The 23,840-nt window shown below is 73.5% G+C and carries 23 protein-coding genes, 1 pseudogene and 1 riboswitch; of the genes and pseudogenes, 10 read left to right on the forward strand and 14 right to left on the reverse strand.

Annotation, left to right across the window (positions count from 1 at the left end; genetic code table 11):
- Window positions 1-75: 75 nt before the first annotated feature.
- Together IE237_RS03470 and IE237_RS03475 are read right to left on the reverse strand one after the other, a co-directional pair.
- Window positions 76-1,392, reverse strand: coding sequence for a metallophosphoesterase (locus IE237_RS03470; RefSeq protein ID WP_189800284.1), 1,317 nt, complete (start codon window positions 1,390-1,392; stop codon window positions 76-78).
- A gap of 18 nt (window positions 1,393-1,410) precedes the next feature.
- A complete protein-coding gene (locus IE237_RS03475; protein ID WP_189800285.1) occupies window positions 1,411-1,656 on the reverse strand; it encodes an SCO4848 family membrane protein in 246 nt (81 codons plus the stop codon).
- 292 nt (window positions 1,657-1,948) lie between these two features.
- Here IE237_RS03475 and IE237_RS41475 point away from each other — a divergent pair.
- Window positions 1,949-2,668: pseudogene (locus IE237_RS41475) on the forward strand (D-alanyl-D-alanine carboxypeptidase family protein); the annotation flags it as partial.
- 292 nt (window positions 2,669-2,960) lie between these two features.
- Here IE237_RS41475 and IE237_RS03485 read toward each other — a convergent pair.
- Window positions 2,961-3,956: a YihY/virulence factor BrkB family protein gene (locus IE237_RS03485; RefSeq protein WP_189800286.1), complete on the reverse strand. Its 996-nt coding sequence runs from the start codon at window positions 3,954-3,956 to the stop codon at window positions 2,961-2,963.
- Between the two features lie 242 nt (window positions 3,957-4,198).
- Here IE237_RS03485 and dprE1 point away from each other — a divergent pair, with 242 nt between their 5' ends.
- Entirely contained in the window at window positions 4,199-5,575 is a 1,377-nt protein-coding gene (gene dprE1 / locus IE237_RS03490) for a decaprenylphosphoryl-beta-D-ribose oxidase (protein WP_189800287.1), read from the forward strand.
- A gap of 16 nt (window positions 5,576-5,591) precedes the next feature.
- On the forward strand, window positions 5,592-6,347 hold the full coding sequence (gene dprE2, locus IE237_RS03495; RefSeq protein ID WP_189800288.1) for a decaprenylphospho-beta-D-erythro-pentofuranosid-2-ulose 2-reductase: 756 nt from the start codon (window positions 5,592-5,594) through the stop codon (window positions 6,345-6,347).
- A 49-nt stretch (window positions 6,348-6,396) separates the two neighbouring features.
- Here the strand turns inward: dprE2 and IE237_RS03500 are convergent, their stop codons facing one another.
- Complete coding sequence (locus IE237_RS03500; RefSeq protein ID WP_189800289.1) at window positions 6,397-6,987, reverse strand: 2'-5' RNA ligase family protein; 591 nt, start codon at window positions 6,985-6,987, stop codon at window positions 6,397-6,399.
- A gap of 94 nt (window positions 6,988-7,081) precedes the next feature.
- Window positions 7,082-8,095: a tryptophan--tRNA ligase gene (gene trpS / locus IE237_RS03505; protein ID WP_189800290.1), complete on the reverse strand. Its 1,014-nt coding sequence runs from the start codon at window positions 8,093-8,095 to the stop codon at window positions 7,082-7,084.
- Window positions 8,096-8,151: 56 nt separating this feature from the next.
- On the opposite strand from trpS, the gene IE237_RS03510 reads away from it, so the two are divergent.
- Window positions 8,152-8,742, forward strand: coding sequence for an RNA polymerase sigma factor (locus IE237_RS03510; RefSeq protein WP_189800291.1), 591 nt, complete (start codon window positions 8,152-8,154; stop codon window positions 8,740-8,742).
- A complete protein-coding gene (locus IE237_RS03515) occupies window positions 8,735-9,547 on the forward strand; it encodes a hypothetical protein (protein ID WP_189800292.1) in 813 nt (270 codons plus the stop codon). The genes IE237_RS03510 and IE237_RS03515 overlap by 8 nt, the downstream gene beginning before the upstream one ends.
- A gap of 112 nt (window positions 9,548-9,659) precedes the next feature.
- Here the strand turns inward: IE237_RS03515 and glyA are convergent, their stop codons facing one another.
- On the reverse strand, window positions 9,660-10,943 hold the full coding sequence (gene glyA, locus IE237_RS03520; RefSeq protein ID WP_189800293.1) for a serine hydroxymethyltransferase: 1,284 nt from the start codon (window positions 10,941-10,943) through the stop codon (window positions 9,660-9,662).
- A 64-nt stretch (window positions 10,944-11,007) separates the two neighbouring features.
- Window positions 11,008-11,098: riboswitch (ZMP/ZTP riboswitch) on the reverse strand.
- Window positions 11,099-11,205: 107 nt separating this feature from the next.
- On the opposite strand from glyA, the gene rocD reads away from it, so the two are divergent.
- Together rocD and IE237_RS03530 are read left to right on the forward strand one after the other, a co-directional pair.
- Window positions 11,206-12,411 (forward strand): ornithine--oxo-acid transaminase, encoded by a 1,206-nt coding sequence (rocD, locus tag IE237_RS03525; RefSeq protein WP_189800294.1) that lies wholly within the window; start codon window positions 11,206-11,208, stop codon window positions 12,409-12,411.
- A 102-nt stretch (window positions 12,412-12,513) separates the two neighbouring features.
- On the forward strand, window positions 12,514-13,206 hold the full coding sequence (locus IE237_RS03530) for a polysaccharide deacetylase family protein (protein ID WP_189800295.1): 693 nt from the start codon (window positions 12,514-12,516) through the stop codon (window positions 13,204-13,206).
- Window positions 13,207-13,247: 41 nt separating this feature from the next.
- Here IE237_RS03530 and IE237_RS03535 read toward each other — a convergent pair whose 3' ends face one another.
- Together IE237_RS03535 and IE237_RS03540 are read right to left on the reverse strand one after the other, a co-directional pair.
- Entirely contained in the window at window positions 13,248-14,432 is a 1,185-nt protein-coding gene (locus IE237_RS03535; RefSeq protein WP_189800296.1) for a glutathionylspermidine synthase family protein, read from the reverse strand.
- Window positions 14,433-14,447: 15 nt separating this feature from the next.
- A complete protein-coding gene (locus IE237_RS03540; RefSeq protein ID WP_189800297.1) occupies window positions 14,448-14,744 on the reverse strand; it encodes a hypothetical protein in 297 nt (98 codons plus the stop codon).
- Window positions 14,745-14,867: 123 nt separating this feature from the next.
- Between IE237_RS03540 and IE237_RS03545 the strand changes: the two genes are divergently transcribed.
- Entirely contained in the window at window positions 14,868-15,719 is an 852-nt protein-coding gene (locus tag IE237_RS03545) for a DMT family transporter (protein ID WP_189800298.1), read from the forward strand.
- A 34-nt stretch (window positions 15,720-15,753) separates the two neighbouring features.
- On the opposite strand, the gene pdxR is transcribed toward IE237_RS03545, so the two are convergent.
- Window positions 15,754-17,178 carry a MocR-like pyridoxine biosynthesis transcription factor PdxR gene (gene pdxR / locus IE237_RS03550; protein ID WP_189800299.1) on the reverse strand — a complete coding sequence of 475 codons (1,425 nt, stop codon included), beginning with the start codon at window positions 17,176-17,178 and terminating at the stop codon, window positions 15,754-15,756.
- 46 nt (window positions 17,179-17,224) lie between these two features.
- On the opposite strand from pdxR, the gene IE237_RS03555 reads away from it, so the two are divergent.
- Both IE237_RS03555 and IE237_RS03560 read left to right on the forward strand, forming a co-directional pair.
- Window positions 17,225-17,728, forward strand: a complete 504-nt coding sequence (locus IE237_RS03555; protein WP_189800300.1) for a carboxymuconolactone decarboxylase family protein — start codon at window positions 17,225-17,227, stop codon at window positions 17,726-17,728.
- Window positions 17,725-18,447 (forward strand): isocitrate lyase/PEP mutase family protein, encoded by a 723-nt coding sequence (locus IE237_RS03560; RefSeq protein WP_189800301.1) that lies wholly within the window; start codon window positions 17,725-17,727, stop codon window positions 18,445-18,447. The genes IE237_RS03555 and IE237_RS03560 overlap by 4 nt, the downstream gene beginning before the upstream one ends.
- 284 nt (window positions 18,448-18,731) lie before the next feature.
- Here the strand turns inward: IE237_RS03560 and IE237_RS03565 are convergent, their stop codons facing one another.
- The 5 genes from IE237_RS03565 to IE237_RS03585 all read right to left on the reverse strand — a co-directional run bounded on the left by IE237_RS03565 (window position 18,732) and on the right by IE237_RS03585 (window position 23,840).
- Window positions 18,732-19,637, reverse strand: a complete 906-nt coding sequence (locus IE237_RS03565) for a serine/threonine kinase C-terminal domain-containing protein (protein ID WP_189800302.1) — start codon at window positions 19,635-19,637, stop codon at window positions 18,732-18,734.
- Between the two features lies 1 nt (window position 19,638).
- Window positions 19,639-20,019: a hypothetical protein gene (locus IE237_RS03570; RefSeq protein WP_189800303.1), complete on the reverse strand. Its 381-nt coding sequence runs from the start codon at window positions 20,017-20,019 to the stop codon at window positions 19,639-19,641.
- Window positions 20,012-21,802 (reverse strand): AbeC-like domain-containing protein, encoded by a 1,791-nt coding sequence (locus IE237_RS03575; RefSeq protein ID WP_229842229.1) that lies wholly within the window; start codon window positions 21,800-21,802, stop codon window positions 20,012-20,014. The genes IE237_RS03570 and IE237_RS03575 overlap by 8 nt, the downstream gene beginning before the upstream one ends.
- A gap of 171 nt (window positions 21,803-21,973) precedes the next feature.
- The gene (locus IE237_RS03580) at window positions 21,974-22,963 is read right to left on the reverse strand and encodes a malate dehydrogenase (RefSeq protein ID WP_189800304.1); all 990 of its coding nucleotides are present in this window, start codon (window positions 22,961-22,963) and stop codon (window positions 21,974-21,976) included.
- A 388-nt stretch (window positions 22,964-23,351) separates the two neighbouring features.
- Window positions 23,352-23,840, reverse strand: coding sequence for a DUF3017 domain-containing protein (locus IE237_RS03585; protein WP_229842231.1), 489 nt, complete (start codon window positions 23,838-23,840; stop codon window positions 23,352-23,354).

The raw sequence follows: 23,840 nt of genomic DNA on the forward strand, positions 1-23,840 counted from the left end.
ATATGTCCGGGAAATGCGAATTTAAGTCGATGAGCAGCCCGTATCGATCTCGCGGCGTGGAGTGACGATGCCCGTTCAGGCCTGCTTCGAGGCGAGTTCGACGATCGTGATGTCCGAGGGTGCCCCGACCCGGACCGGGGGTCCCCAGGCGCCCGCACCGCGGGAGACGTAGAGCTGGGTGTCCCCGTACCGCTCGAGCCCGGCGACGGTCGGGTTGGCCAGTTCGGCGAGGTAGTTGCCGGGCCAGAGCTGGCCGCCGTGGGTGTGGCCGGAGAGCTGGAGGTCCACGCCGTGGCGCACGGCGTCGTGGACGACGATCGGCTGGTGCGCGAGGAGCACCGCGGCGCGGGCCCGGTCGCGGTCGCCGAGGGCCCGCGCGAAGTCGGGACCCTGGCCCTCGCTCTCCCCCGCGACGTCGTCGACGCCGGCGAGGTCGAAGCCGGCCGGGATCTCCACGCGCGCGTTGCGCAGCGGGCGCAGGCCGAGTTCGCGGACGTGGTCGACCCAGGCGTCGGCGCCCGAGAAGTACTCGTGGTTCCCGGTCACGAAGAAGGAGCCGTGGCGGGCGCGGAGCCGGGCGAGCGGCTCCGCGGCGGGGCCGAGGTTCTCGACGGTCCCGTCGACGAGGTCGCCGACGACCGCGATCAGGTCGGGCTGGGTGGCGTTGATCGTGTCCACGATGCGCCGGGTGTGGGCGCGGCCCAGGATCGGGCCGAGGTGGATGTCGGACACGACGGCGATCCGGTAGCCGTGCGCGGCACGCGGGATCTTGGCGAGCGGGACGGTGACCCGCTTGACCCGGGGGCCGCGCAGCACGCCGTACGTGCCGTACCCGACGGTCCCGACGGCCACGGCCGCCGCGGACCCGGCGACGACCCGCGACACGAACAGCCGCCGGGAGACGTCACCGGACGGGGCGGCGGCGGGCGCGGTCACGGGCTCGGGTTCGGTCGCCGACGCGGGTTCGGTCGCCGACGCGCTCGCGGGCTCCGCCGGAGGTCCGGCGTTCCCCGTCGGCTCGTCCGCGGGGACGGACACGGCCGCGGGTACGGGCTCCGCCGGGGCGGCGGCCGCACGGCGGCTCGTCCAGGCGCGCAGGAGCGGCCGGACGGCCTCGCCGACCACCAGGGCCAGGACCAGGTACAGGAGCACGGCCAGCCAGAGGAAGCCCGGCCAGGCGACCGCCTGCTGGACCGGGAAGGGCGCGCCCGCCCGCGCGGAGACCAGCGCCGCGAGCGAGAGCAGCGGCAGGACCACGACGGCGGCCGTACCGAACCGGCGCGCCCGGCTCCCCGCCACGGTGACGTCGCGCACCAGCCGCCGCCACACGTACCAGTGGACCGCGCCGAGCAGCGCGAGCACCACGACCAGGACCAGCAGAAAGACGACCACGCCCCCGGAACCCCTCTTCTAGCCGTCCGCGCGGCGCGCGGCGCGCACCCCACGCAACCCGATCACGCCGATCACCGTCCCCAGGACAAAGGACGTGACGGCAAGCAGCAGATGAACCCAGAAGTAGGCCGTCGGGTCGCCGGCGTCGTCGAAGGCGAGGCCGCTCCCGTCGTTCCAGAGGTTCTTGACGAAGGTGACCCAGATGAACCAGGACCACACCCCGAACGCGAGCAGGAACCAGGAGACACGGCGGCTGAGCTTCATGACCCCAGTATCGCCGTCGGTCCCCCGGCCCCCGCTTCCGGGTGGACGGGGGCAGGTGAACCGCCTGCCGGGGTTCGGATCGGTTGTGCGTACCTGTACGTTCTCGACCGTGTCTGCTTCGAAGAAGACCGCTTGGGCGGTCGCCGCTGCTGTGCTCCTGCCGCTCGTCACCGCCGCGCCCGCGGCCCACGCGGACGGAAAGGACGGGAAGGACAAGCAGCCCAAGCCTCCCGCCGTGATGTCCAAGGTCGGAGGCCCCCTGCTCAGCAGGCCGGGGACTCAGGTGCAGCTCATGCCCGGCGCCCCGGTGCTGCCGAAGGAGCTGTCGGGCCGTTCCTGGGTCGTCGCGGACGCGGAGAGCGGCCAGATCCTCGCCGCGCACAACGCGCACTGGCGCCTCGCCCCGGCCTCCACGCTCAAGATGCTCTTCGCGGACACCCTGCTGCCGAAGTTCCCCAACAAGACACAGAACCACCTGGTCACCAACCAGGACCTGGCGGGCATCGGGGCCGGCTCCAGCCTGGTCGGCATCAAGGAGAAGCAGACCTACAGCGTCCGCGACCTGTGGCTCGGGGTCTTCCTCCGCTCCGGCAACGACGCCGTGCACGTGCTGACCAGCATGAACGGCGGTCTCAACCAGACCGTCAAGGACATGAACGACCACGCGGCCGATCTCCAGGCCCTCGACACCTTCGTGGTCTCCCCGGACGGCTACGACGCCCCGCGCCAGGTCTCCTCCGCGTACGACCTGACACTCATCGCCCGCAACGGCATGCGGAAGGCGGACTTCCGCGAGTACGCCGCCACGCCCCGCGCCGCCTTCCCCGGCGAGGCCAAGCCGGGCAAGAAGCGCGAGACCTTCGAGATCCAGAACACCAACCGGCTCCTCACGGGCGACATCGGCGTCGCCCCGTACCAGGGCATCGCCGGCGTCAAGAACGGCAACACCACGCACGCGGGTGCCACCTTCACCGGCGTCGCCGAGCGCAACGGCAGGGTCCTGCTCGTCACCGTCATGAACCCCTCCTCGAAGGAGCAGCACGCGGTCTACCTGGAGGCCGCCCGGCTGCTCGACTGGGGCTTCGCGGCCTCCGGGAAGGTGCGGCCGGTCGGTGAGCTGGTGCCGCCGCGCTCGGAGCGTCTGACGCCCACCGCTCCCGACGACGGCACGGCTCCGGCGCCCGGCAAGAACGCCCCGGAGGAGCCGGTCCGCGCGGCCGCCGCCGAGAAGTCCGGCGGGGTCGGGATCGCGCTGGCCGTGGCGGGCGGTGTCCTCGTCCTCCTGGCCGCGGCGGTCTTCCTGGTCAACCGCCGCTGGCCGCTGGCCGCGTCGGCGGCGCGTCGTCGCCGTTCGCAGTCCCCGGACGGCCAGGACGCTCCTGGGGCCCCGGGCTCTCCCGACGCCCAGGAGTCCCCGGACCGTCAGGACTCTCCTGAGGCCCCGGCCTCCCCCGGCGTGACTCCGTAGCCGTCCAGGCCGCGCAGAACAGCAGGAGCTTCGCGGTGAAGTTGATCCACAGGAGCAGGGCGATCGGGACACCGAAGGCCCCGTACATCGACTTCGCCGCGACCCCCCTCATGTAGCCGCCGAGCAGCAGCTTCAGCAGCTCGAAGCCGACCGCGCCCATGAGCGCCGCCACCACGAGGTCCCGGCGGCGCGGTTCGACGGCCGGCAGCAGCGTCAGCACGTACAGCAGGATCAGGAAGTCGGCGACGACCCCGACCAGGACGGCGGCCCCCTGGAGCAGGACGCCGCCCGCGCCCTCGCCGGAGATGCCGAGCCGGTCGGCGCTCCAGCCGACGGCGGTGGAGCCGAGCCAGGACGCGGCGAGCGAGGCGAGCGCGACGCCGCCGAGGCCGATGAGGATCAGCGCGTCCTTGCCCTTGAGCAGGATCGGGTTGCCCTCGATGTCGTCGAGCCCCCAGACCGCGCGCAGGCACTCCCGCATGGAGCCGATCCAGCTGATGCCGGTGAGGAGCAGAAGGGCTCCGGCGACGAGTCCGATGGTGCCGGCGTTGGCGACGAGCCCGCCGATGTCGAGCTGGTCGGAGATCCCGGGCACCTGGTCGGCGACCTTGTCCTCGATCCGGTCGAGCTGGTCGTCGGTGAGGAGCGCGGCGCCGACCGCGGCGGCGACCGTGATCAGCGGGAAGAGGGCGAGGAAGGAGATGAAGGTGATCGCGGCGGCGAGCCTGGTCCAGTGGGCCTCGTCGAGGGTCTCGTACGCGTGCCAGGCGTGGGTCCGCATGAGGCGGGTGACCCAGGGGCCGATCACGGGGAGTTTGGTCAGCCAGTCCATGTCGTACGTCTACTCCTCCGCCGTCGGATCAACCCGGTACGAGAATCCCCTGCCGGAGCGCACAGACCCGCGACCGACATCCCGTACGTCGCGGCCCGGGCCACAGTCGGCCGACGTGACGCTCGCGCGGCCCGCCGCCGAGGGAGCGAGGCCTCTTTCCTGACACTCCTTTCATCACCCCTATCGACGAACCGCCATCCAATACCGGCATAAGCGACAGACACGGCTATACGGTCACCCTCATGGCTGTCGAGACCCACGTCCTGGACGACGACTGCGAAGCACTCAGCGGCTGGGGCCGCACCGCCCCCGCCCTCGCGCGCGTGCGGCGCCCGCGCGGGCACGCCGAGGCCGTCGAGGCCGTCCTCGGCTGCGGCCCGCGCGGCGCCGTCGCCCGCGGCCTCGGCCGCGCGTACGGCGACGCCGCGCAGAACGCCGGCGGCACCGTCCTCGACATGACCGGCCTCGACCGGATCCTGGCTCTCGACACCACCGCCGGGCTCGTCGTCTGCGAGGCGGGCGTCAGCCTGCACCGGCTGATGGAGGCGCTGCTGCCGCTCGGCTGGTTCGTCCCGGTGACCCCCGGCACCCGGTACGTGACCGTCGGCGGCGCGATCGCCGCCGACATCCACGGCAGGAACCACCACGGCTCGGGCTCCTTCGGCCGGCACGTGACCGCCCTCGAACTCCTCACCGCCGACGGCGGGATCCGGACCGTGCTTCCCGGGACCCCTCTCTTCGACGCCACCACCGGCGGCCTGGGCCTGACCGGCGTGATCCTCTCCGCCGCCCTGCGGCTGCTGCCCGTCGAGACCTCCCTCATGCGCGTGGAGACCGAGCGCGTCCCCGACCTCGACACGCTGATGGCCCGGCTCACCGCCGACGACCACGCCCACCGCTACTCCGCCGCCCGGATCGACCTGCTCGCCCGGGGCGCCGCCACCGGCCGCTCCGTCCTGACGCGCGGCGACCACGCCCCGTACGACGCGCTGCCCCGGCACCACCGGGCCCGCCGCGCCCCGCTCGCCTTCCGGCCGGTGCGGCTGCCGGCCCCGCCGCCGCACGTCCCGGGCGGACTGCTCGGCCGCGCGTCCGTCGGGCTCTTCAACGAGCTCTGGTACCGCACGGCCCCCCGCGCCGCGACCGGCCGCCTCCAGTCGCTGCCCGCCTTCTTCCACCCCCTCGACGGCGTCCCCCACTGGAACCGGATCCACGGGCGCGAGGGCTTCCTCCAATACCGGTTCGTCGTCCCGTACGGGCAGGAGGAGACCCTCCGGCGGATCGTGCGGCGGATCGCGGACCGCGGCTGCCCCTCCTTCCCCGCCGTCCTGAAACGGTTCGGCGCCGCCGACCCCGGCTGGCTCTCCTTCCCCCTCCCCGGCTGGACCCTCGCCCTCGACCTCCCCACCGGCCTCCCCGGCCTCGGCCGGTTCCTCGACGCGCTCGACGAGGAGGTCGCGGGAGCCGGCGGCCGGGTCCACCTCGCCGAGGACTCCCGGGTGCGGCCGGAGACGCTGGCCGCGATGTACCCGCGGCTCGACGAGTTCCGGGCGCTGCGCGCCACGCTCGACCCCCGGTCCGTCCTCACCTCGGACCTGGCCCGCCGTCTCCGTCTCTAGATCTCCAGGAGTTCCCGTGAAGGACGCCTTCGGTGCCCCGCAGTCCCTGCTCGTCCTCGGCGGCACCTCCGAGATCGGGCTCGCCACCGCCCGCCGGCTGATCGCCCGCCGCACCCGCACGGTCTGGCTGGCCGGCCGCCCCTCCCCCGCGCTCACGGCCGCCGCCGACTCGCTGCGCGCCCTCGGGGCCGACGTGCGCACCGTGCCCTTCGACGCGCTCGACACCGCGTCGCACGAGGAGCGCCTGGGGAAGATCTTCACCGAGGGCGACATCGACATGGTGCTGCTGGCCTTCGGGGTCCTCGGCGACCAGGCGCGTGACGAGTCCGACCCGGTCGCCGCCGTCCGGGTCGCGCAGACCAACTACACCGGCGCCGTCTCGGCCGGTCTGGTGTGCGCGGGCGCGCTCCAGGCGCAGGGCCACGGTTCGCTGGTGGTGCTCTCCTCGGTCGCGGGCGAGCGGGCCCGCCGCGCCGACTTCATCTACGGCTCGTCGAAGGCGGGGCTCGACGCCTTCGCCCAGGGCCTCGGGGACGCGCTGCACGGCACGGGCGTGCACGTCATGGTCGTACGGCCCGGGTTCGTGCGCTCGAGGATGACGGCCGGGCTCGCGGAGGCGCCGCTCGCGACGACCCCGGAGGCGGTCGCGGCCGCGATCGAGCTGGGGCTGCGGCGGCGCTCGGAGACGGTGTGGGTGCCGGGGGCGCTGCGGATGGTGATGGCGGCGGTGCGGCACGTGCCGAGGCCGCTGTTCCGCCGCCTTCCGGTGTGACGTACCGGCCTGCCGGCGTACCGGCGTACCGCCATGTCGGCCTGCGGCGCTAGACCGTGGGCGTCGGCGTGTCCACCGGGCTGCCGCCCTGCGCGGGGACCGCCGAGATCGGGCGGCCGCTGCCGAACTCGTAGTCGTACAGCTTCCGCCAGACCCCGTCCGGGCCCTGCTCGTACAGCGCGAAGGAACGGCAGGTCCAGGCCGCCTCGTACCCGGCGAGCTCCCGGAACGCCCGGTCCATCCCCTCCTCGGAGATGCCGTGCGCCACGGTGACGTGCGGGTGGTACGGGAACTGGAGCTCGCGCACGAGGGGGCCCGCCTCGTCCCGGATCCGGTGCTGGAGCCGGTTGCAGAGGGACACGCCCTCCTTCACCTTCACGAAGACGACCGGGGAGAGCGGGCGGAAGGTCCCGGTGCCCTTGAGGCGCACGGGGAACGGCTGGTGGTCGGCGGCGACACCCGCGAGGTGCGCCTCGATCTCCGGCAGCCGCTCCTCCGCGACCTCCGTCGGCGGGACCAGGGTGACGTGCGTGGGGATGCCGTACGCGGCAGGGTCCCCGAAGCCGGCGCGCCGCTCCTGGAGCAGGCTGCCGTAGGGCTCCGGGACCGCGATCGAAACGCCGAGCGTTACGGTCCCCACGTCGTTCTCCTCCGTCGTCCGTCGTCGAGTCGTGTGTGGTGGTGCAGCCGCCAGTGTGCGGCCTGCACCACCCTCGTGGCCAGGGTCCTTGGACTCAGTGCTTGGCGGGCAGGAAGCCCATCCGCTCGTACGTCTGCGCCAGCGTCTCCGCGGCGACCGCGCGGGCCTTCTCCGCTCCCTTGGCCAGGACCGAGTCCAGCGTCTCCGGGTCGTCCAGGTATTCCTGCGTGCGGGCCCGGAACGGCGTGACGAAGTCCACCATGACCTCGGCGAGATCCGTCTTCAGCGCGCCGTACATCTTGCCCTCGTAGCTCTTCTCCAGGTCCGCGACGGACGTGGAGGTGAGCGTGGACATGATGGTGAGCAGGTTGGAGACGCCGGCCTTGTTCTCCGGGTCGAAGCGGATCACCGTGTCGGTGTCGGTGACGGCGCTCTTGACCTTCTTCGCGGTGGCCTTCGGGTCGTCCAGGAGGTTGATCAGGCCCTTCGGCGAGGACGCCGACTTGCTCATCTTGATCGTCGGGTCCTGGAGGTCGAAGATCTTCGCCGTCTCCTTGAGGATGTACGGCTTCGGGATCGTGAACGTCTCGCCGAAGCGGCCGTTGAAACGCTCCGCGAGGTCGCGGGTCAGCTCGATGTGCTGGCGCTGGTCCTCGCCGACCGGGACCTCGTTGGCCTGGTAGAGCAGGATGTCCGCGACCTGGAGGATCGGGTACGTGAAGAGGCCGACGGTGGCGCGGTCGGCGCCCTGCTTGGCGGACTTGTCCTTGAACTGGGTCATGCGGGAGGCCTCGCCGAAGCCGGTGAGGCAGTTCATGACCCAGCCGAGCTGTGCGTGCTCGGGGACGTGGCTCTGGATGAAGAGGGTGCAGCGCTCCGGGTCGAGACCGGCGGCGAGCAGCTGGGCGGCGGCGAGCCGGGTGTTGGCGCGCAGCTCGGCGGGGTCCTGCGGGACCGTGATCGCGTGCAGGTCGACGACCATGTAGAACGCGTCGTGGGTCTCCTGCAGGGCGACCCACTGGCGGACGGCGCCGAGGTAGTTGCCGAGGTGGAACGAGCCTGCGGTGGGCTGGATTCCGGAGAGCACACGGGGACTGTCAGAGGCCATGCACATCATTCTCTCAGGTGTGGGAACCGATCCCCGACTGCCGGTGTATCAAGAGTGTGGGGACGCGGGAGGGGGGCCTGGTCGACGACGAGGCCGCGGTGATCGCCCGTGTGCGCGCCGGAGAGCCGGAGGCGTACGCGGCGCTGGTCCGCGCGCACACGGCGGTGGCGCTGAGGGCGGCCGTGGCGTGCGGCGCGGGCGCGGAGGCCGAGGACGTGGTGCAACAGGCCTTCTTCAAGGCGTACCGGTCGCTGGGGCGTTTCAAGGAGGGCGGGGCGTTCCGTCCGTGGCTGCTGCGGATCGTCGTCAATGAGACCAGGAACACAGTGCGGTCGGCGGGTCGGCAGCGTGCCGTCGCGGGCCGGGAGGCGGATCTGCTCGGCGGCGAGCCGCGGATACCGGAGTCGGCGGACCCGGCGGTCGCGGCCGAGGAGCGGGAGCGGAGCCGGCGGCTGTGGGAGGCGCTGGACGGTCTCGCCGAGGACCACCGGCAGGTGGTGATCCACCGGTATCTCCTGGAGCTGGACGAGACGGAGACGGCTCTGGCGCTGGGCTGGCCGAGGGGGACGGTGAAGTCCCGGCTGAGCCGGGCGCTGAAGAAGCTGGGGATGGTGCTGGTGGCGGAGGGAGGTGAGGAGCGTGGGTGAGGAGCGTCTGCCGGACGAGCTGCGTGAGCTGGGGCGGCGGTTGCGGGTGCCGGACGTGGACGGCGAGACGATGGCCGAGCGGGTGCTCGCGCAGCTCCTCGCCGAGCGGGTGCCGGTGCCGGTCCCGACGGCCGCGCCGGGCCCGGGCCGGTGGTGGGCGCGCGCGGGCGCGTGGGCGGTGGCCCGGGTGCGGGAGCGGTGGCGGGCGCTCGTGGCGGGCCTGACCGGGGTGCTGATCGTGCTGGTGCTCACGCCTCCCGTGCGGGCGGCGGTGGCGGACTGGTTCGGCTTCGGCGGGGTCTCCGTGCGGTACGACCCGGAGGGCGGCCGGGCCCCGTCGGGCGGGGCGGTGCCGGGGTGCCCCGGCCCGGTGTCCCTGGCGGAGGCCGGGCGCCGGGCGGGCTTCGCGCCGCTGATACCGGGGGCCCTCGGAGCGCCGGACGCGGTCGCGGTGACGGGGGCGGCGGAGCGGGGCTGGGCGGTGATCAGCCTGTGCTGGCGGGACGGGGAGCGGACGGTCCGGCTGGACGAGTTCCCGGCGCGGCTGGAGCTGGGTTTCGTCAAGCAGGTGCCGGTGCAGCCGGAGGCGGTGACGCTGCCGGACGGGACGCACGGGTACTGGTTCGTCGGCCCGCACCGGCTGACGTTCCCGCTGGAGGCGGGGGACGGCTCGGTCTGGACCCACGCGGTGCGTCCGGCGGGCCCCACGCTCCTGTGGACCAGGAGCGCGGGGGCCCTGACCCTCCGCCTGGAGGGCATACCGGACCGGACGGAGGCCCTGCGCGTCGCGGGGACGGCGGGCTGACGGGCCGTCGGTCGGCGACCGACGGGCGGAGGCCCGGGCCGGGCCGGCCGACGGTCGGCCGGCGGAGGCTCGGGCCGGGCGCAGGCCAGGCGGGCTCAGGGCCGGCCGGGCGTCAGACCGGGAGGCCCGGGGCCGGGTGGGCGGCCATGAGGTCGGCGACCTCGGCGCGGACGGTGCGGAGGGTCTCCTCGTCGCCCTTGCCCGCGGCGGTGACGGCGCGGTCGATCCACTCGGCGACCTGGTCCATGTGGTCCGTGGTGAGGCCGCGGGAGGTGAGGGACGGGGTGCCGATGCGGATGCCGGAGGGGTCGAAGGGCTTCCGGGGGTCGTAGGGGACGGTGTTGTAGTTGACGACGATGCCGGCCCGGTCGAGGGCCTTCGCGGCGACCTTGCCGGGGACCTGCTTGGGGGTGAGGTCGATCAGGATCAGATGGTTGTCGGTGCCGCCGGAGACCAGGTCGAAGCCGCGGGCGAGGAGCGCCTCGGCGAGGGCCCTGGCGTTGGCGACGACGGCGTGGGCGTAGTCGCGGAAGGAGGGCTGGGAGGCCTCGCGGAGGGCGACGGCGATGGCGGCGGTGGTCTGGTTGTGCGGGCCGCCCTGGAGGCCGGGGAAGACGGCCTTGTCGAGGGCCTTGGCGTGCTCCTCGCGGGACATGAGCATGGCGCCGCGCGGGCCGCGGAGGGTCTTGTGGGTGGTCGTGGAGATGACGTCCACGTGCCCGGCCGGGGACGGGTGGGCGCCGCCCGCGATGAGGCCGGCGATGTGGGCGACGTCGGCGACGAGGACGGCGCCGGACTCGCGGGCGATCTCGCCGAAGGCGGCGAAGTCGATGGTGCGGGGCAGCGCGGTGCCGCCGCAGAAGATGACCTTCGGGCGCTCCTTGAGGGCGAGGTCGCGGACCTGGTCGAAGTCGATGCGGCCGCCCCCCTCGGAGGCGGCGCCCGGGCGGACGCCGTACTGGACGCCGCGGAACCAGCTGCCGGTGGCGGAGACGCCCCAGCCGTGGGTGAGGTGGCCGCCCATGGGCAGGGCCATGCCCATGACGGTGTCGCCGGGCTGCGCGAAGGCGAGGTAGACGGCGAGGTTGGCCGGGGAGCCGGAGTAGGGCTGGACGTTGGCGTGGTCGACGCCGAAGAGGGCCTTGGCGCGCTCGACGGCGAGGGTCTCGACCTGGTCGATGTTCTGCTGGCCCTCGTAGTAGCGGCGGCCGGGGTAGCCCTCGCTGTACTTGTTCTGGAGGACGGTGCCGGAGGCTTCGAGCACGGCGGCGGAGACGTAGTTCTCGCTGGGGATGAGGCGCAGGGTGTCGGCCTGGAGCCGTTCCTCGGCGCCGACGAGGGCGGCGAGCTCGGGGTCGGCGGCGGCGAGCGCGGGGTGCTGCTGCGGGGTGGTCATGGTGGTGTCCTCCGGGCGTTCGGCGGAACGGTCCCGGGGCTGAGGTGCGCACGGGACCTGGGGCCCGTGATGCCCAGGCGAGCGGCACCTCGTGTGGTGGAGCGCGCACGGCTCCCCCGGGGTCGTTTCCCCGTACGCCAGTCGCCGTGCGTGTTTTCAGGGTAGCTGGCGTGCCGTCGCCGAGGTTTCCCTGTCCGGCATCCGAGCGACGATAAGAAAGGGGCCATACGTACCCCCGAGCCGCAGGACGAACGGAGATCCCGTGTCGAGGACAGAAGACGCGATCGCTTCCGCGGACGCGCACAGCGCTCACAACTACCACCCCCTTCCGGTCGTCGTCGCCTCGGCGGACGGCGCCTGGATGACCGATGTCGAGGGACGTCGCTACCTCGACATGCTCGCCGGGTACTCGGCGCTCAACTTCGGGCACGGCAACCGGCGTCTGATCGACGCCGCGAAGGCGCAGCTGGAGCGGGTGACGCTGACCTCGCGCGCCTTCCACCACGACCGCTTCGCCGAGTTCTGTACGCGGCTCGCGGAGCTGTGCGGCAAGGAGGCGGTGCTGCCGATGAACACGGGGGCGGAGGCGGTCGAGACGGCCGTGAAGACCGCCCGGAAGTGGGGGTACGAGGTGAAGGGCGTGCCGGACGGGCACGCGAAGATCGTGGTCGCGGCGAACAACTTCCACGGCCGGACGACGACGATCGTGAGCTTCTCGACGGACCACGAGGCGCGGGACCACTTCGGGCCGTACACGCCGGGGTTCGAGATCGTGCCGTACGGGGACCTGACGGCGATGGAGGCGGCGGTCACCGAGAACACGGTGGCGGTGCTCCTGGAGCCGATCCAGGGTGAGGCGGGGGTCCTGGTCCCTCCGGCCGGCTATCTCGCGGGGGTGCGGGAGCTGACCCGCCGGCGGAACGTGCTGTTCATGGCGGACGAGATCCAGTCGGGTCTCGGCCGGACGGGGCGGACGTTCGCGTGCGAGCACGAGGGTGTGGTGCCGGACGTGTACATCCTGGGGAAGGCGCTGGGCGGCGGGGTGGTGCCGGTGTCGGCGGTGGTGGCCGACCGTGACGTCCTCGGGGTGTTCCGGCCGGGTGAGCACGGTTCGACGTTCGGCGGGAACCCGCTGGCCTGCGCGGTGGCCCTGGAGGTGATCGCGATGCTGCGGACGGGCGAGTTCCAGGAGCGGGCGGCGGAGCTGGGCGAGCACCTCCACGCGGAGCTGGGGCTGCTCGTGGGCGGCGGTGCTGTGGAGGCGGTGCGCGGACGCGGGCTGTGGGCCGGGGTGGACATCGTGCCGTCCAGGGGGACGGGCCGGGAGATCTCGGAGAAGCTGATGGAGCGTGGGGTCCTGGTGAAGGACACGCACGGTTCGACGATCCGGATCGCTCCGCCGCTGGTCATCTCGAAGGAGGATCTGGACTGGGGTCTGGAGCAGCTGAGGGGCGTTCTGTCAGACTGACAGGGTCCGTTTCGGGGAGGGCGGTGGGACGGCGGCGGGAGGGCCGCGGGCGGTCAACTCGACTCATTGACACGAGACTTGGTCTAGGCCAATGATGCCGCCATGCCGAGACTCCGTCTGCGTCACGCCGTGCGTGCCGCGCTCGCCGCCCTCGTCCCGCTCGCGCTCCTCGGCGCGGTCACGGGACCCGCGCACGCCGCCCCGGCGGCCTGGCCCGAGCCCGTCCCGGTGGTCTCCCACGTCGAGACCACCGACCCGGTCGTCTTCATCACCATCGACGACGGCTGGTACCACGATCCCGCCGCGGCGAAGCTGCTGCTCGACCGCCGGGTGCCCGCCTCGCTCTTCCTGCTCCCCGGCGCCTACTCGTACGACTCCGGCTACTTCCACACCCTGCTCGATCAGGGCCGCTCCCGCGTCGAGAACCACACCGTCAACCACCCCGACCTGACCACCCTCGACGCCACCGGGCAGAAGGCGGAGGCGTGCGGGGCCCGCGACCAGCACCTCGCGCAGTTCGGCGACGGGCCGCGGCTGCTGCGCCCGCCGTACGGCACCTTCGACGAGACCACCCGGACCACCGCCCGCGCCTGCGGCGCGAAGGCCCTGGTGACCTGGACGTACGACCTCACGACCTGGGGCCGGTGGACCCCGCCGACCCCGCGGCTCAAGGCCGGCGACATCGTCCTGCTGCACTTCAACGAGACGGTGACGCAGGACTTGCGGCGTGCCCTGGACGCGGCCGAGGCGGCCGGTCTGACGCCGGCGCCGCTGCGGGACTACATCCCCGGGTAGGACGGGACGCCGCGGGACCACACCCCCGGGTAGGGCGGGCCCTAGAGGATCACGTGCGGGAGGAAGCGGGCGTACTCGTCGGTGACGAGGCCCGCCGACTCCCGGATCCCCAGCCCCGCCGCCTCGCCCTCGACGACCCACGCGCCGAGCACCACCCGGTTGCCGTCGAAGTCGGGCAGCGGGGCGAGCCCCTGGTAGCAGCAGGCCTCCCCGTCCCGTACGAAGGGCTCCGTGCCGGCCTCGTGCAGGGTGACGCCCGCTCCCTCGCGGCCGAGCAGCGGCTTGGCGACCCAGCCGGTGGTCGAGGCGAGTTCGCGCGGCCCGTCGAGGTAGGCGGGCAGCAGGTTGGGGTGGCCCGGGTTCAGCTCCCACAGGATCGCGAGGAGCGCCTTGTTGGAGAGCAGCATCTTCCAGGCGGGTTCGATCCAGCACGTCGTGCCGGTGCCGCCGCCGTTGTCGAGGGTGTCCAGGACGTACCGGCCGAAGCGGTCGGTGGTCAGCCACTCCCACGGGTAGAGCTTGAAGCAGCTGCGGATGAAGCGGAGCCGGTCGTCCACGAAGCGGCGCGAGAGCCGGTCCCAGCCGATCCGTTCGACGGAGAGCGCCTCGGTGTCGAGCCCGGCCTGCTGGGCGGTCTCGCGCAGGTACGCGACCGTCATCAGGTCCTCGCCGAGCTCGTCGCCGTCCGAGTGGGCGAAGTGGACGGGGCCGGGCGGGAGCAGGGGCGCCTGCCGCTTCCAGGCGTCGACGAGCCGCTCGTGGAGCGAGTTCCACTGGTCGGCGCCGGGGAACCGTTCCTCCATCCAGAACCACTGCGGGCTCGCGGCCTCCACGAGCGAGGTCGGGGTGTCGGCGTTGTACTCCAGCATCCTGGCCGGGCCGGTGCCGTCGTAGCGCAGGTCGAAGCGGCCGTACAGGGAGGGGAGTTCGGCCCGTCGCCGCCAGGACTCCGCGACCAGGCCCGCCAGCCTGGGGTCGGTGATCCCGAGCTCGGAGAAACGGTCCTGCTCGACGATGTGCGCGGCCGCCGCCAGACACATCGCGTGCAGTTCCTCGACGACCTCCTCCAGCGCCTCGACCTCGGGCAGCGAGAAGGAGTAGTACGCGCTCTCGTCCCAGTACGGGCGCAGCGAACCGTCCGGGTGGCGGGTCAGCGGATAGACGAGACCCTGCTCCTCGACCGTCTCCTGCCAGCCGGGCCGGGGCTCGATGGTGTGGCGTTCCATGGTGCCGCGCCCGTCTCAGCCGCCGCCGGTGCCGGAGCAGCCGAAGCCGCCGGTGTCGACGGCGGTCTTGTCGAAGCTGCCGCCGCTGACGCGCTTGTCGCGGACGGAACCGCCGTAGTAGTACGAGCCGCGGTGGGTGGAGCCGTTGTCGTCGTCGCTGCCGCCGCCGCTCCGGCACTCGTAGCTCGGCAGCTCCTCCCGGGTCAGCGGGTCCACGCACCGCTTGTCCGGTTCCGAACCGCACGCGGTGATCGTCGCCGCGAGCACACCCATCCCGCCGAGCACCACCGTGCTCGACCTCAGCCTGCGCATGTCCGCCGCCTCCCCTTCACCGTCGCGACCGCCTCGCGACCCCGTCGCGACCCCGTCGCGACCGCACAGTGTAGGCCGGTGATTTCCGGCCTCACGCCCTAGAGTCGTTTCGTGCTCCTCGGGATGATTTGTGCGCTGGCCTCGTCCGTCTGCTTCGGCGCGGCCTCGGTCCTCCAGGCGATGGCGGCCCGCGCCACCGAGCCGGGGACGGGCGGTGGCGTCGATGTCGCGCTGATGTGGCGGGCCCTGCGGCAGTGGCGCTATCTCGCCGGCCTCGGGATGGACGGTCTGGGCTTCGCGCTGCAGATCGTGGCGCTGCGGACGCTGCCCATCTACGTGGTGGGCGCGGCCCTCGCCGCGAGCCTGGCGGTCACGGCGGTCATCGCCTCCCGGGTGCTGCGGGTGCGGCTGAGCCGGGTGGAGTGGACCGCCGTGGCCGTGGTCTGCACGGGGCTCGCGATGCTGGCGCTCGCCGCCGGCAGGGAGGGCCACCGGGAGGGCTCGGAGGCGCTGCGCTGGGCGCTCCTCGGGATCTCCTTCGGGGTCCTGCTGCTCGGTGTGGCCGCCGGCCGGCTGCCGGACAAGCCCCGGGCGCTCGTCCTCGGCCTCGGGGCCGGTATCGGCTTCGGAGTGGTGGAGGTGGCGGTCCGGCTGATCGACGGCATCGACTTCGCCGATCCCGTCTGGTACGCGCTGCTCGTCGGCGGCGGGGCGGCGTTCCTGCTGCTGACCTCGGCGCTCCAGCGGGGCTCGGTGACCACGGCGACGGCGGGCGCGGTGCTCGGCGAGACGATCGGCCCGGCGATCGTCGGGGTGGCCTGGCTCGGGGACCGCACCCGGGAGGGCCTCAACTGGCTGGCGATCACCGGTTTCGCGGTGGCGGTGGCGGGCTCCCTGACCCTGGCCCGGTTCGGCGAGGCCCCCGCCCCCGAGCCGGACCGGGACCAGGACCCGGCCACGGAGCCGTCCGCCTGAGGACCCGCCGGGCGGGTGCGGGCCGGCAGGGCTCCTACGGCAGCACCCCGCACAGGGCCTGGAGGGCGCCCTGCCAGCCGCTGTCCGGGGGTGTGGCGTAGCCGACGACGAGGCCGTCGAGGGTGGACGGCACCGTGGGGCGGCGGAACTGGTTGACGCCCTGCACGGCGAGACCGCGCCAGGCGGCGGCCCGCAGGGTGGCCTGCTCGGTGCCGGGCGGGAGGGCCAGGACGGCGTGGAGACCGGCCGCGATGCCGCTGACCCGGGTCTCCGGGGAGTGCGCGGCGACGGCCGCCACCAGCTGGTCGCGGCGGCGCCGGTAGCGCAGCCGCATCGCCCGTACGTGCCGGTCGTACGCCCCCGAGCGCAGGAACTCCGCGAACGCCAGCTGGTCCGGCGCGCTCGACGACCAGTCCACGGCACCCTTCGCCTCCGCGACCTCCACCGCGAGGTCCCGCGGCAGGACCATCCAGGCGAGGCGCAGACCGGGCGCGAGGGACTTGCTCGCGGTGCCCAGATGGACGACGCGCTCGGGGTCGAGGCCCTGGAGCGCGCCGACCGGCTGCCGGTCGTAGCGGAACTCCCCGTCGTAGTCGTCCTCCAGGACGAGGCCGCCGGAGGCGCGCGCCCAGTCGACGACCGCCGCACGCCGGTCCGGGGGCAGGGCGCCGCCCAGCGGGTACTGGTGGGCGGCCGTCATGAGGACGGCCCCGCACCCGTCGAGACCGGCCAGCTCCTCGACCCTCGTGCCGCGTTCGTCGAAGCCCAGGGCGGGGGTGCCGAGTCCGGCCCGGCGCAGGAGGCCGTCGTGGAGGTCGAGCCCGTACGACTCGACGGCCACGTCCCGCACGCCCCGGGCCCGCAGCACCTGGCCGATCAGCATCAGGCCGTGCACGAAGCCCGCGCAGATCACGATCCGCTCGGGCCGGGCGTACACACCGCGGGCGCGGGCGAGGTACTCGGCGAGCGCGCCGCGCAGCTCGGGCCTGCCGCGCGGATCGCCGTACCCGAAGGCCTCGTTGGGCGCGTCGGTGAGGGCCCGGCGGTACGCCTTGAGCCAGTCGGCGCGCGGGAAGGAGGCGAGGTCGGGGGTGCCCGAGTTGAGGTTGTGCGCGGGCGGGGCGGGCCGGCCCCGACCCCGGCTCCGGCCGGCCGGCGGGGGCTGCGCGGCCGACGGCGCGAGGGTGCGGGGGGCGGTCCGGCGGGCGACCCGGGTCCCGGAGCCCTGGCGGGCGGTGAGCCAGCCCTCGGCGACCAGCTCGGCGTAGGCATCGGCGACGGTGTTGCGGGCCATGCCGAGGTCCGCGGCGAGCGAGCGCGAGGACGGCAGCCGGGTGCCGGCCTCCAGGCGGCCGCTGCGGACGGCCTCCCGCAGGGCGTCCATGAGGCCCGCGCGGAGCCGGGTGCCGCGGAGTTCCAGATGGAGGTCGGCCCCGAAAGTGGCCCAGTCGTTCGCCATGGGAATGGACCATACAGCTGAGCCATCGGCTTCGTACGGTGGACGCATGACGACGACGGAATCGATCGAGCAGACCGTGTACGCCCACGAGCACGCACCCCGCCTCCCCCTCGCCGAGCGCCTCCCCGAGTTCTACCGCGCGATGATCCGGCTGGAGACGGCGGCCGCGAAGGACATCGACCCGACCCTCTACCACCTGATCAAGCTCCGGGCCTCGCAGGTCAACCGCTGCGCGTTCTGCATCGACATGCACAGCAAGGACGCGCTGGCGGAGGGCGAGAGCGTCGAGCGGATCGTGCAGCTCTCCGCCTGGGAGGAGTCCCGGCACTTCTACACCGAGCGCGAACTCGCGGCGCTCGCGCTGACCGAGGCCGTCACGGTCCTGACCGACGGCTTCGTACCGGACGAGGTGTACGCGCGGGCCGCCGCGCACTTCGACGAGACCGAACTCGCCCGGGTCATCGCGGCGATCGTCACGATCAACGCCTGGAACCGGATCGGCGTCACCACGCGGCTGACGCCCGGCCACTACACCCCGCGCACCGCATGACCGCCCAGGCGCTGCGTGCCCTCCACCTGGGGCGGCCCGCGGACGTCCCGCTGGTGCTGCCCGGCCCGTGGGACGCGGCGAGCGCCCGCGCCTTCGAGGCGGCCGGGCATCCCGCGCTCGCCACGCCGAGCGCGGGGATCGCCGCCTCCCTCGGGTACGAGGACGGGGAGACCCCGCCGGCGGAGATGTTCGCCGCCGTCGCGCGGATCGTCCGCTCCGTCTCCGTACCCGTCACGGCGGACCTGGAGGGCGGCTACGGCCTTCCGGCCGCCGAACTGGTCGAGCGCGTACGGGAGTCCGGTGCCGTCGGCGTCAACCTGGAGGACACCGGTCCCGACCGGACGCTCCGGGACCCGCGGGCGCACGCGGACTGGCTGGCGGAGGTACGGGCCGCCGCGGGCCCCGATCTCTTCCTCAACGCGCGCGTGGACGTGTACATCCGGCGGACGCCCGAAGCCCTGGAGGCGGCGGTCGCCCGCTCCCGGCTCTACGCGGAGGCGGGCGCGGACTGCGTCTACCCGATCGCCGCCCCGCCCGCCGACCTCCCGGCGCTGCGCGCCGCCCTCGGCGACCTCCCCCTCAACGTCCTCGCCGTGCCGGGCGGCCCGCCCTTCGGCGAACTCGGCCGGCTGGGGGCGACGCGGATCACGTTCGGCGACGGGTTGCTGCGGCGGGCCCTGGAGAACGTGACGCCGCTCCACGCCCTGCGGGACCTCTGAGCCCGACGGGCCCGCGCCACGCCCCGTGCGGGCCCGCGCCACGCCCCGTGTGGGCCGCGCCCCGGCCCGTGTGGGCAATCGTCCCGCTGGGGCGGGACGGGTGGGCACACGGGACGGCGCCCTTCAGCGGCGCCTCCGCGTTCCGCGCCTTGATCCGCACCACCAGTGCACTGCACCAGGGGTGCGGGTCCAGGCGCGGGAGCCTCAGGCGCCGGCAAGGGCGCCGTTCCGTTGTGCCCACCCGTTCCGCCCCGGCGGAACGCATGCCCACAACGGGTGGGCCCTCAGTGCGCGCCCGGTCTGAAGAAGGTCAGGGCCACCCGGAGGACCTCGCGCTGCTTCGGCCAGTCGGCCTCCGGCCCCGCGGCCAGGATCGCGTACTGGTTGCCGTCCGCGGCCGTGAAGGCGCGGTCGACGACCTTGCGGCGACCGCCCTCGCGGTCGTACGCGTACACCAGCTCGGCGGAGTCCGCCGGGGCGTCCGCCTCTCCGGTGACGCGTTCGAGGCCGATCTCCTCGTAGCCCGGCTTGTTGGCCCGGCCGTCCTCGGACGCGCCGCGCAGCGCCTCGTACGGCGTGATGCCCGCCTCCTGGATGACGAAGACCTGGACCAGACTCCGCCCGTCCGGCGCGTTGAAGAACACGCCCTGGTCGGACTCGGTGCGGTCCCAGCCGTCGGGGACGGCGATCGTGAAGCCCTTCAGGTCCTCCTGCACGCGGTAGCCGGGCGGCGGCGCGCCGTCCGTGGAGGCGGGCGTCTCGGAGGCGGTCTCCGACGGAGTCCCGGTGGTCGGCTCCTCCGTCTCCGAGGGAGCCGGAGGGGTCGGAGGGGCCGAGACGGAGGCCGCGGGGCCCGCCGCCGGACCGTTCGCGTCCCCCCTTCCCCAGACCATCCAGGCGCTCACGGAACCGCCCGCGATGACGGCCGCCGCCACCCCGGCCGCCAGCACGGCACGCGAGCGGGGCCGGGGCGCCGGGGCGGGCGGCGCGGGGTACTGCCAGCCTCCGGACTCGGGAACGTACTCCGGGGTGAACTCCGGTGCGTACGCCGGAGGTGGCGGCGGCGGGGGTGCGACGGGGCCGCCGCCCGGCGAGGCGACGGGACCGCTCCCCGACGCCCCGCTCTCCCAGCTCTGTGTCTCGTCGTTCCAGCGGGCCGCGCCCGCCGGACCGCCCCCGTGACCGCTCATCTCATCCTCCGAGCAGCGCGCCGACGGCCTGCCCCACGGCCACGCCCGAGGCGAGGATCCCGGCCACCGCGCCGGCGTCCGTGAGGGCGCGGCGCAGGGCGGTCAGCCGTCCGGTGCCCGCGCGTCCGGTGCCCTCGATCTCGTCCTCGGCGTCGGAGAGTTCGGCGTCGAGTGCGGCGGTCTGCTCGGAGGCGACGACGCCCCGCAGGTCGGTGCGGAACCGGCGGATGGCCTGGAGCAGCTCCTCCTGCCCGGGATCGCGGGCCGGCGGGGTGCCGTTCACCGTGCTGGTGACGGTGTTGTTGTCGCCGATGGTGACGTTGCCGCTGGTGTTGGTGACGTGGATGCCACCGCTGTCAGGGGAGTGGGCACGGTCAGCCACGGTCGCCTCCGGTCGTCGAAGTGGTGAAGGTCTTGCTGGTCACGGTGTTGTGGTTGCCGAGGGTGACGTTGCCCTTGGTGTTCTCGATGAACGTGCCGCCCTCGGCGACATGGACGATCTTCTGCTCGAACTCGGCGGTCTCGTAACCGGCTTCGCGGAGGGCCACCGTCACGCCGTTCGCGACCCGGTCCTGGACGCTCTTGAGGTAGCGGCTGACGTCCATCTCCTGGAAGAGGGAGGCCTCGTCGTCCGAGCCCAGCTCGCGGACGGAGGCCCACGGCCCCTCGGGCAGGGCGTTGGTGTGGCCGGCGGTGAGCACCCGCCACAGGTGGCCGAGCGCGCGCCAGAGCGTGACGACGGCCTGTCCGGCCGAGCGCGGGGTCCGGCCGAGCGCCCAGACGGCCTTGCCGAAGTGGTGGTTGTGCAGGTAGCGGTGGGCGTTCCGGTCGGCGTACCGGTAGAGCGGCTTCACCGGCCGCAGGACGTGCGGGGCGACCTCCAGCATCAGCATGCCGCCCTGGGCGCGGACGAAGACCGTGGTGACGATCTCCTCGCCCCAGCCGCCGACCCGGACCCGGAGGAAGTGGCGGCGGGTCTCGCCGCCCTCCTCGATGGCGCCCGAGCGGTGCGCCTCGAAGGCCTCGGGGGTGTACGGGGCGGCCGTGCGGGCCGGGAGGCCGTCGACGGGCAGGAAGACGACCTCGTCGATCTCCAGTTCGCGCAGCCGGTCCCGCACGGCGGCCTGGAGCCGCGGCGAGCCGTGCGGGGAGGGCACGCGCAGCGCCTCCAGGAGCGGGACGACGTGCCGCAGGACGGCGCTGTTGTCGAGCGGTTCGGGCGCCTTGCCGTCGAGGTTCTTGCGGGGGCGCAGCTCGACGGAGAGCGACCAGGGCTCGTACGGGGCTCCGGCGCCGCAGAACGGGTCCTCGGAGCCGTACATGATCAGCCGGGCGTGCTGCTCGATCCGGATCCGGTCGCGGAGCCTGCGGAAGCGGCCGCCCTCGGCAAGCTCGGCCGGGTCGGACCGCTGGTCGGCGAAGCGCTCGCGGGAGAGCTCCCGGGTGAGCGCGCGGGCGAACTGGCCGCGCTGGGTGGCCACCGCCCAGGCCACGAGGAACGGCACGGCGATGGTGATCCACACCTCCAGCTTGCCGACGCCCCACACCTCCTGGGCGGCGAGGCCGACCACGAGGTCGAGGAAGTCGCCGGTGTCGGAGACGTCGCCGAGGAGGTCCCCGCCGGACCCGCCGTACCCGCCGTACCCGCCGTACCCGCCGGACTCGTCGTCGGCGAACGCGAGGAGGAAGAGGAACAGCGCGGACTGGAGGAGCATCAGCCGCCCGTACCAGCGCAGGACGAAGGCGGGTACCAGGCGGTAGACGGGGGCGGTGGCGGACCGGCCGCGCACCCAGCGGGCGATGCCGAGCAGCAGGAAGGGGGCGATGAGGAGCGCGATCAGACCCTTGGTGAGGGGGATCGCGACGATCCAGAGGGCCAGGATGCCGGCGGCCCAGGCGAGTTCGACGCGGCGGGCGCGCAGCGCGTGGGCGAGGACGCGGCTCGCGTCGTAGCCGAGGGAGGGGGCGGCGAAGCGCTCCTCGTGGACGTACAGCTGGTCGATGACCGCGTCACGGAACGCGTCGTCGAGGTACGTGCCGGCGCAGAGCAGCCGGGTCGCCTCGCTGGCGGCGGGTGAACGGCGCGGGTCGACGCCGCCGGGCGGCGTGCCGGGCGGTGGGCTCGGTGGCTGACCGGGCTGATGGGGCACGAACGACTGCGCCAAGACTCCCCCGAATGTATGGAACTTTCCGTGTTTACTGCCGAGTTGGCTGTGAACCGGTGGGACAGCATAGGGGAGGCGGCCGTTCCGTGTCGGCAGAGAAAACGGCGCCCCCGCGCCGTACGGTCGGTCGTACGGCCCGGGGGCGCCGGGTGTGTGGAGCTGGAATCAGCTTCAGATGAGGCCGAGCTCGCGGACCGCGTCGCGCTCCTCGGAGAGCTCGTTCACCGACGCGTCGATGCGGGCGCGGGAGAACTCGTTGATGTCGAGGCCCTGGACGATCTCGTACTTGCCGTCCTTGCAGGTGACCGGGAAGGAGGAGATCAGACCCTCCGGGACGCCGTAGGAGCCGTCGGACGGGACGCCCATGGAGGTCCAGTCGCCCTCGGCGGTGCCGTTGACCCAGGTGTACACGTGGTCGATGGCGGCGTTGGCGGCGGAGGCCGCGGAGGACGCGCCACGGGCGTCGATGATCGCGGCGCCGCGCTTGGCGACGGTCGGGATGAAGGTGTCGGCCAGCCACGCCTCGTCGTTGACGACCTCGGCGGCGTTCTTGCCGGCGATCTCCGCGTGGAAGATGTCCGGGTACTGGGTCGCGGAGTGGTTGCCCCAGATGGTGAGGCGCTTGATGTCCGTGACCGAGGAGCCGGTCTTCTGGGCCAGCTGCGTCAGCGCGCGGTTGTGGTCCAGGCGGGTCATCGCGGTGAAGCGCTCGGCCGGGACGCCCTTGGCGGCGGACTGGGCGATCAGGGCGTTGGTGTTGGCCGGGTTGCCGACGACGAGGATCTTGACGTCGTCCGCGGCGTGGGCGGCGATGGCCTCGCCCTGCGGCTTGAAGATGCCGCCGTTGGCGGCGAGCAGGTCGCCGCGCTCCATGCCCGGGCCACGCGGGCGGGCGCCGACGAGCAGGCCGATGTTGGCACCCTCGAAGCCCTTGTTCGGGTTGTCGAAGATGTCGATGCCCTTGAGCAGCGGGAACGCGCAGTCGTCGAGCTCCATGGCGGTGCCCTCGGCGGCCTTCACGCCCTGCGGGATCTCGAGGAGGCGCAGCTTGACCGGCACGTCCGCGCCGAGCAGGTGGCCGGAGGCGATGCGGAAGAGCAGCGCGTAGCCGATCTGGCCGGCCGCGCCGGTCACGGTGACATTCACGGGAGTGCGGGTCATGGCGATCTCCGTAAGACAGCTGGCGGTGGGGGTCCCTGCCCCTGGTGCGGGATAGCTCTCTTGATCGATCGGTGTCTCGACATGAAGAGATATCCAGCGGTCAGGCTATCCGACCCGGACCCCCTCGAATCCCCACCCCCTTGTGGTCCGGCTCACTGCCACCCGTCCGGGGAGGCCTCAGGGGGTGTGCGGCGGGGTCGTCCACGGCTCGGCGGTGCCCGTGCGATGTGCGCCCGGATGCCGGGCCGAGGTAGCGGAATGGTCACTTCCGTGCCACAGCGCGCCGACGGACCTTGAACCGACCTTGGCACGTACATGACCCTGATCACGACGGCGCCCGCCCTCCCACGGGGGAGAGGGCGGGCGCTGTTTCCGCACCACCGGCCGGCTAGGTCACCGTGAGGTGGAGCACGTCCTCCAGGAACGGGATCCGCAGCCAGGGCGACGGCTGCACCATGAGCGCGAGCAGCACGATCAGGCCGCCCATGACCCCGTACGTGATCATGTCCGTGAAGCGGGAGCGGACGGCCAGCATGCCGACGGACGGCAGCATCCGGCGCATCGCCGCACCCGTGAGGAGCGCGGCCCCGACCAGGATCGCCCCCACCCGGAAGGCCTGCGGGAAGGGATCCGTCCCCACCACGAGCAGGCCCAGGCCGGCGAGCACGAGGACGGTGAGCAGCGGCCACTGACGTGCGGGCGCCGGGGCGTCGCCGGGGGCCGCCCGGCCGCCGCCCTCGGGGCGTGCGGTGTCGGTGGTGACGGTGGGCGGCCGCCGCCGCGGTCCGCCCTTCGCGCCGGTGTCCGCGGCGCCCTCGGCGTCCGCGGGCTCGGCCGCGTCCGGGTTCCCGGGCGCCTCCGGGGTCCCGGAGGTCAC

This window comes from Streptomyces tanashiensis (genome assembly GCF_014648895.1).
Taxonomy (GTDB): domain Bacteria; phylum Actinomycetota; class Actinomycetes; order Streptomycetales; family Streptomycetaceae; genus Streptomyces; species Streptomyces tanashiensis.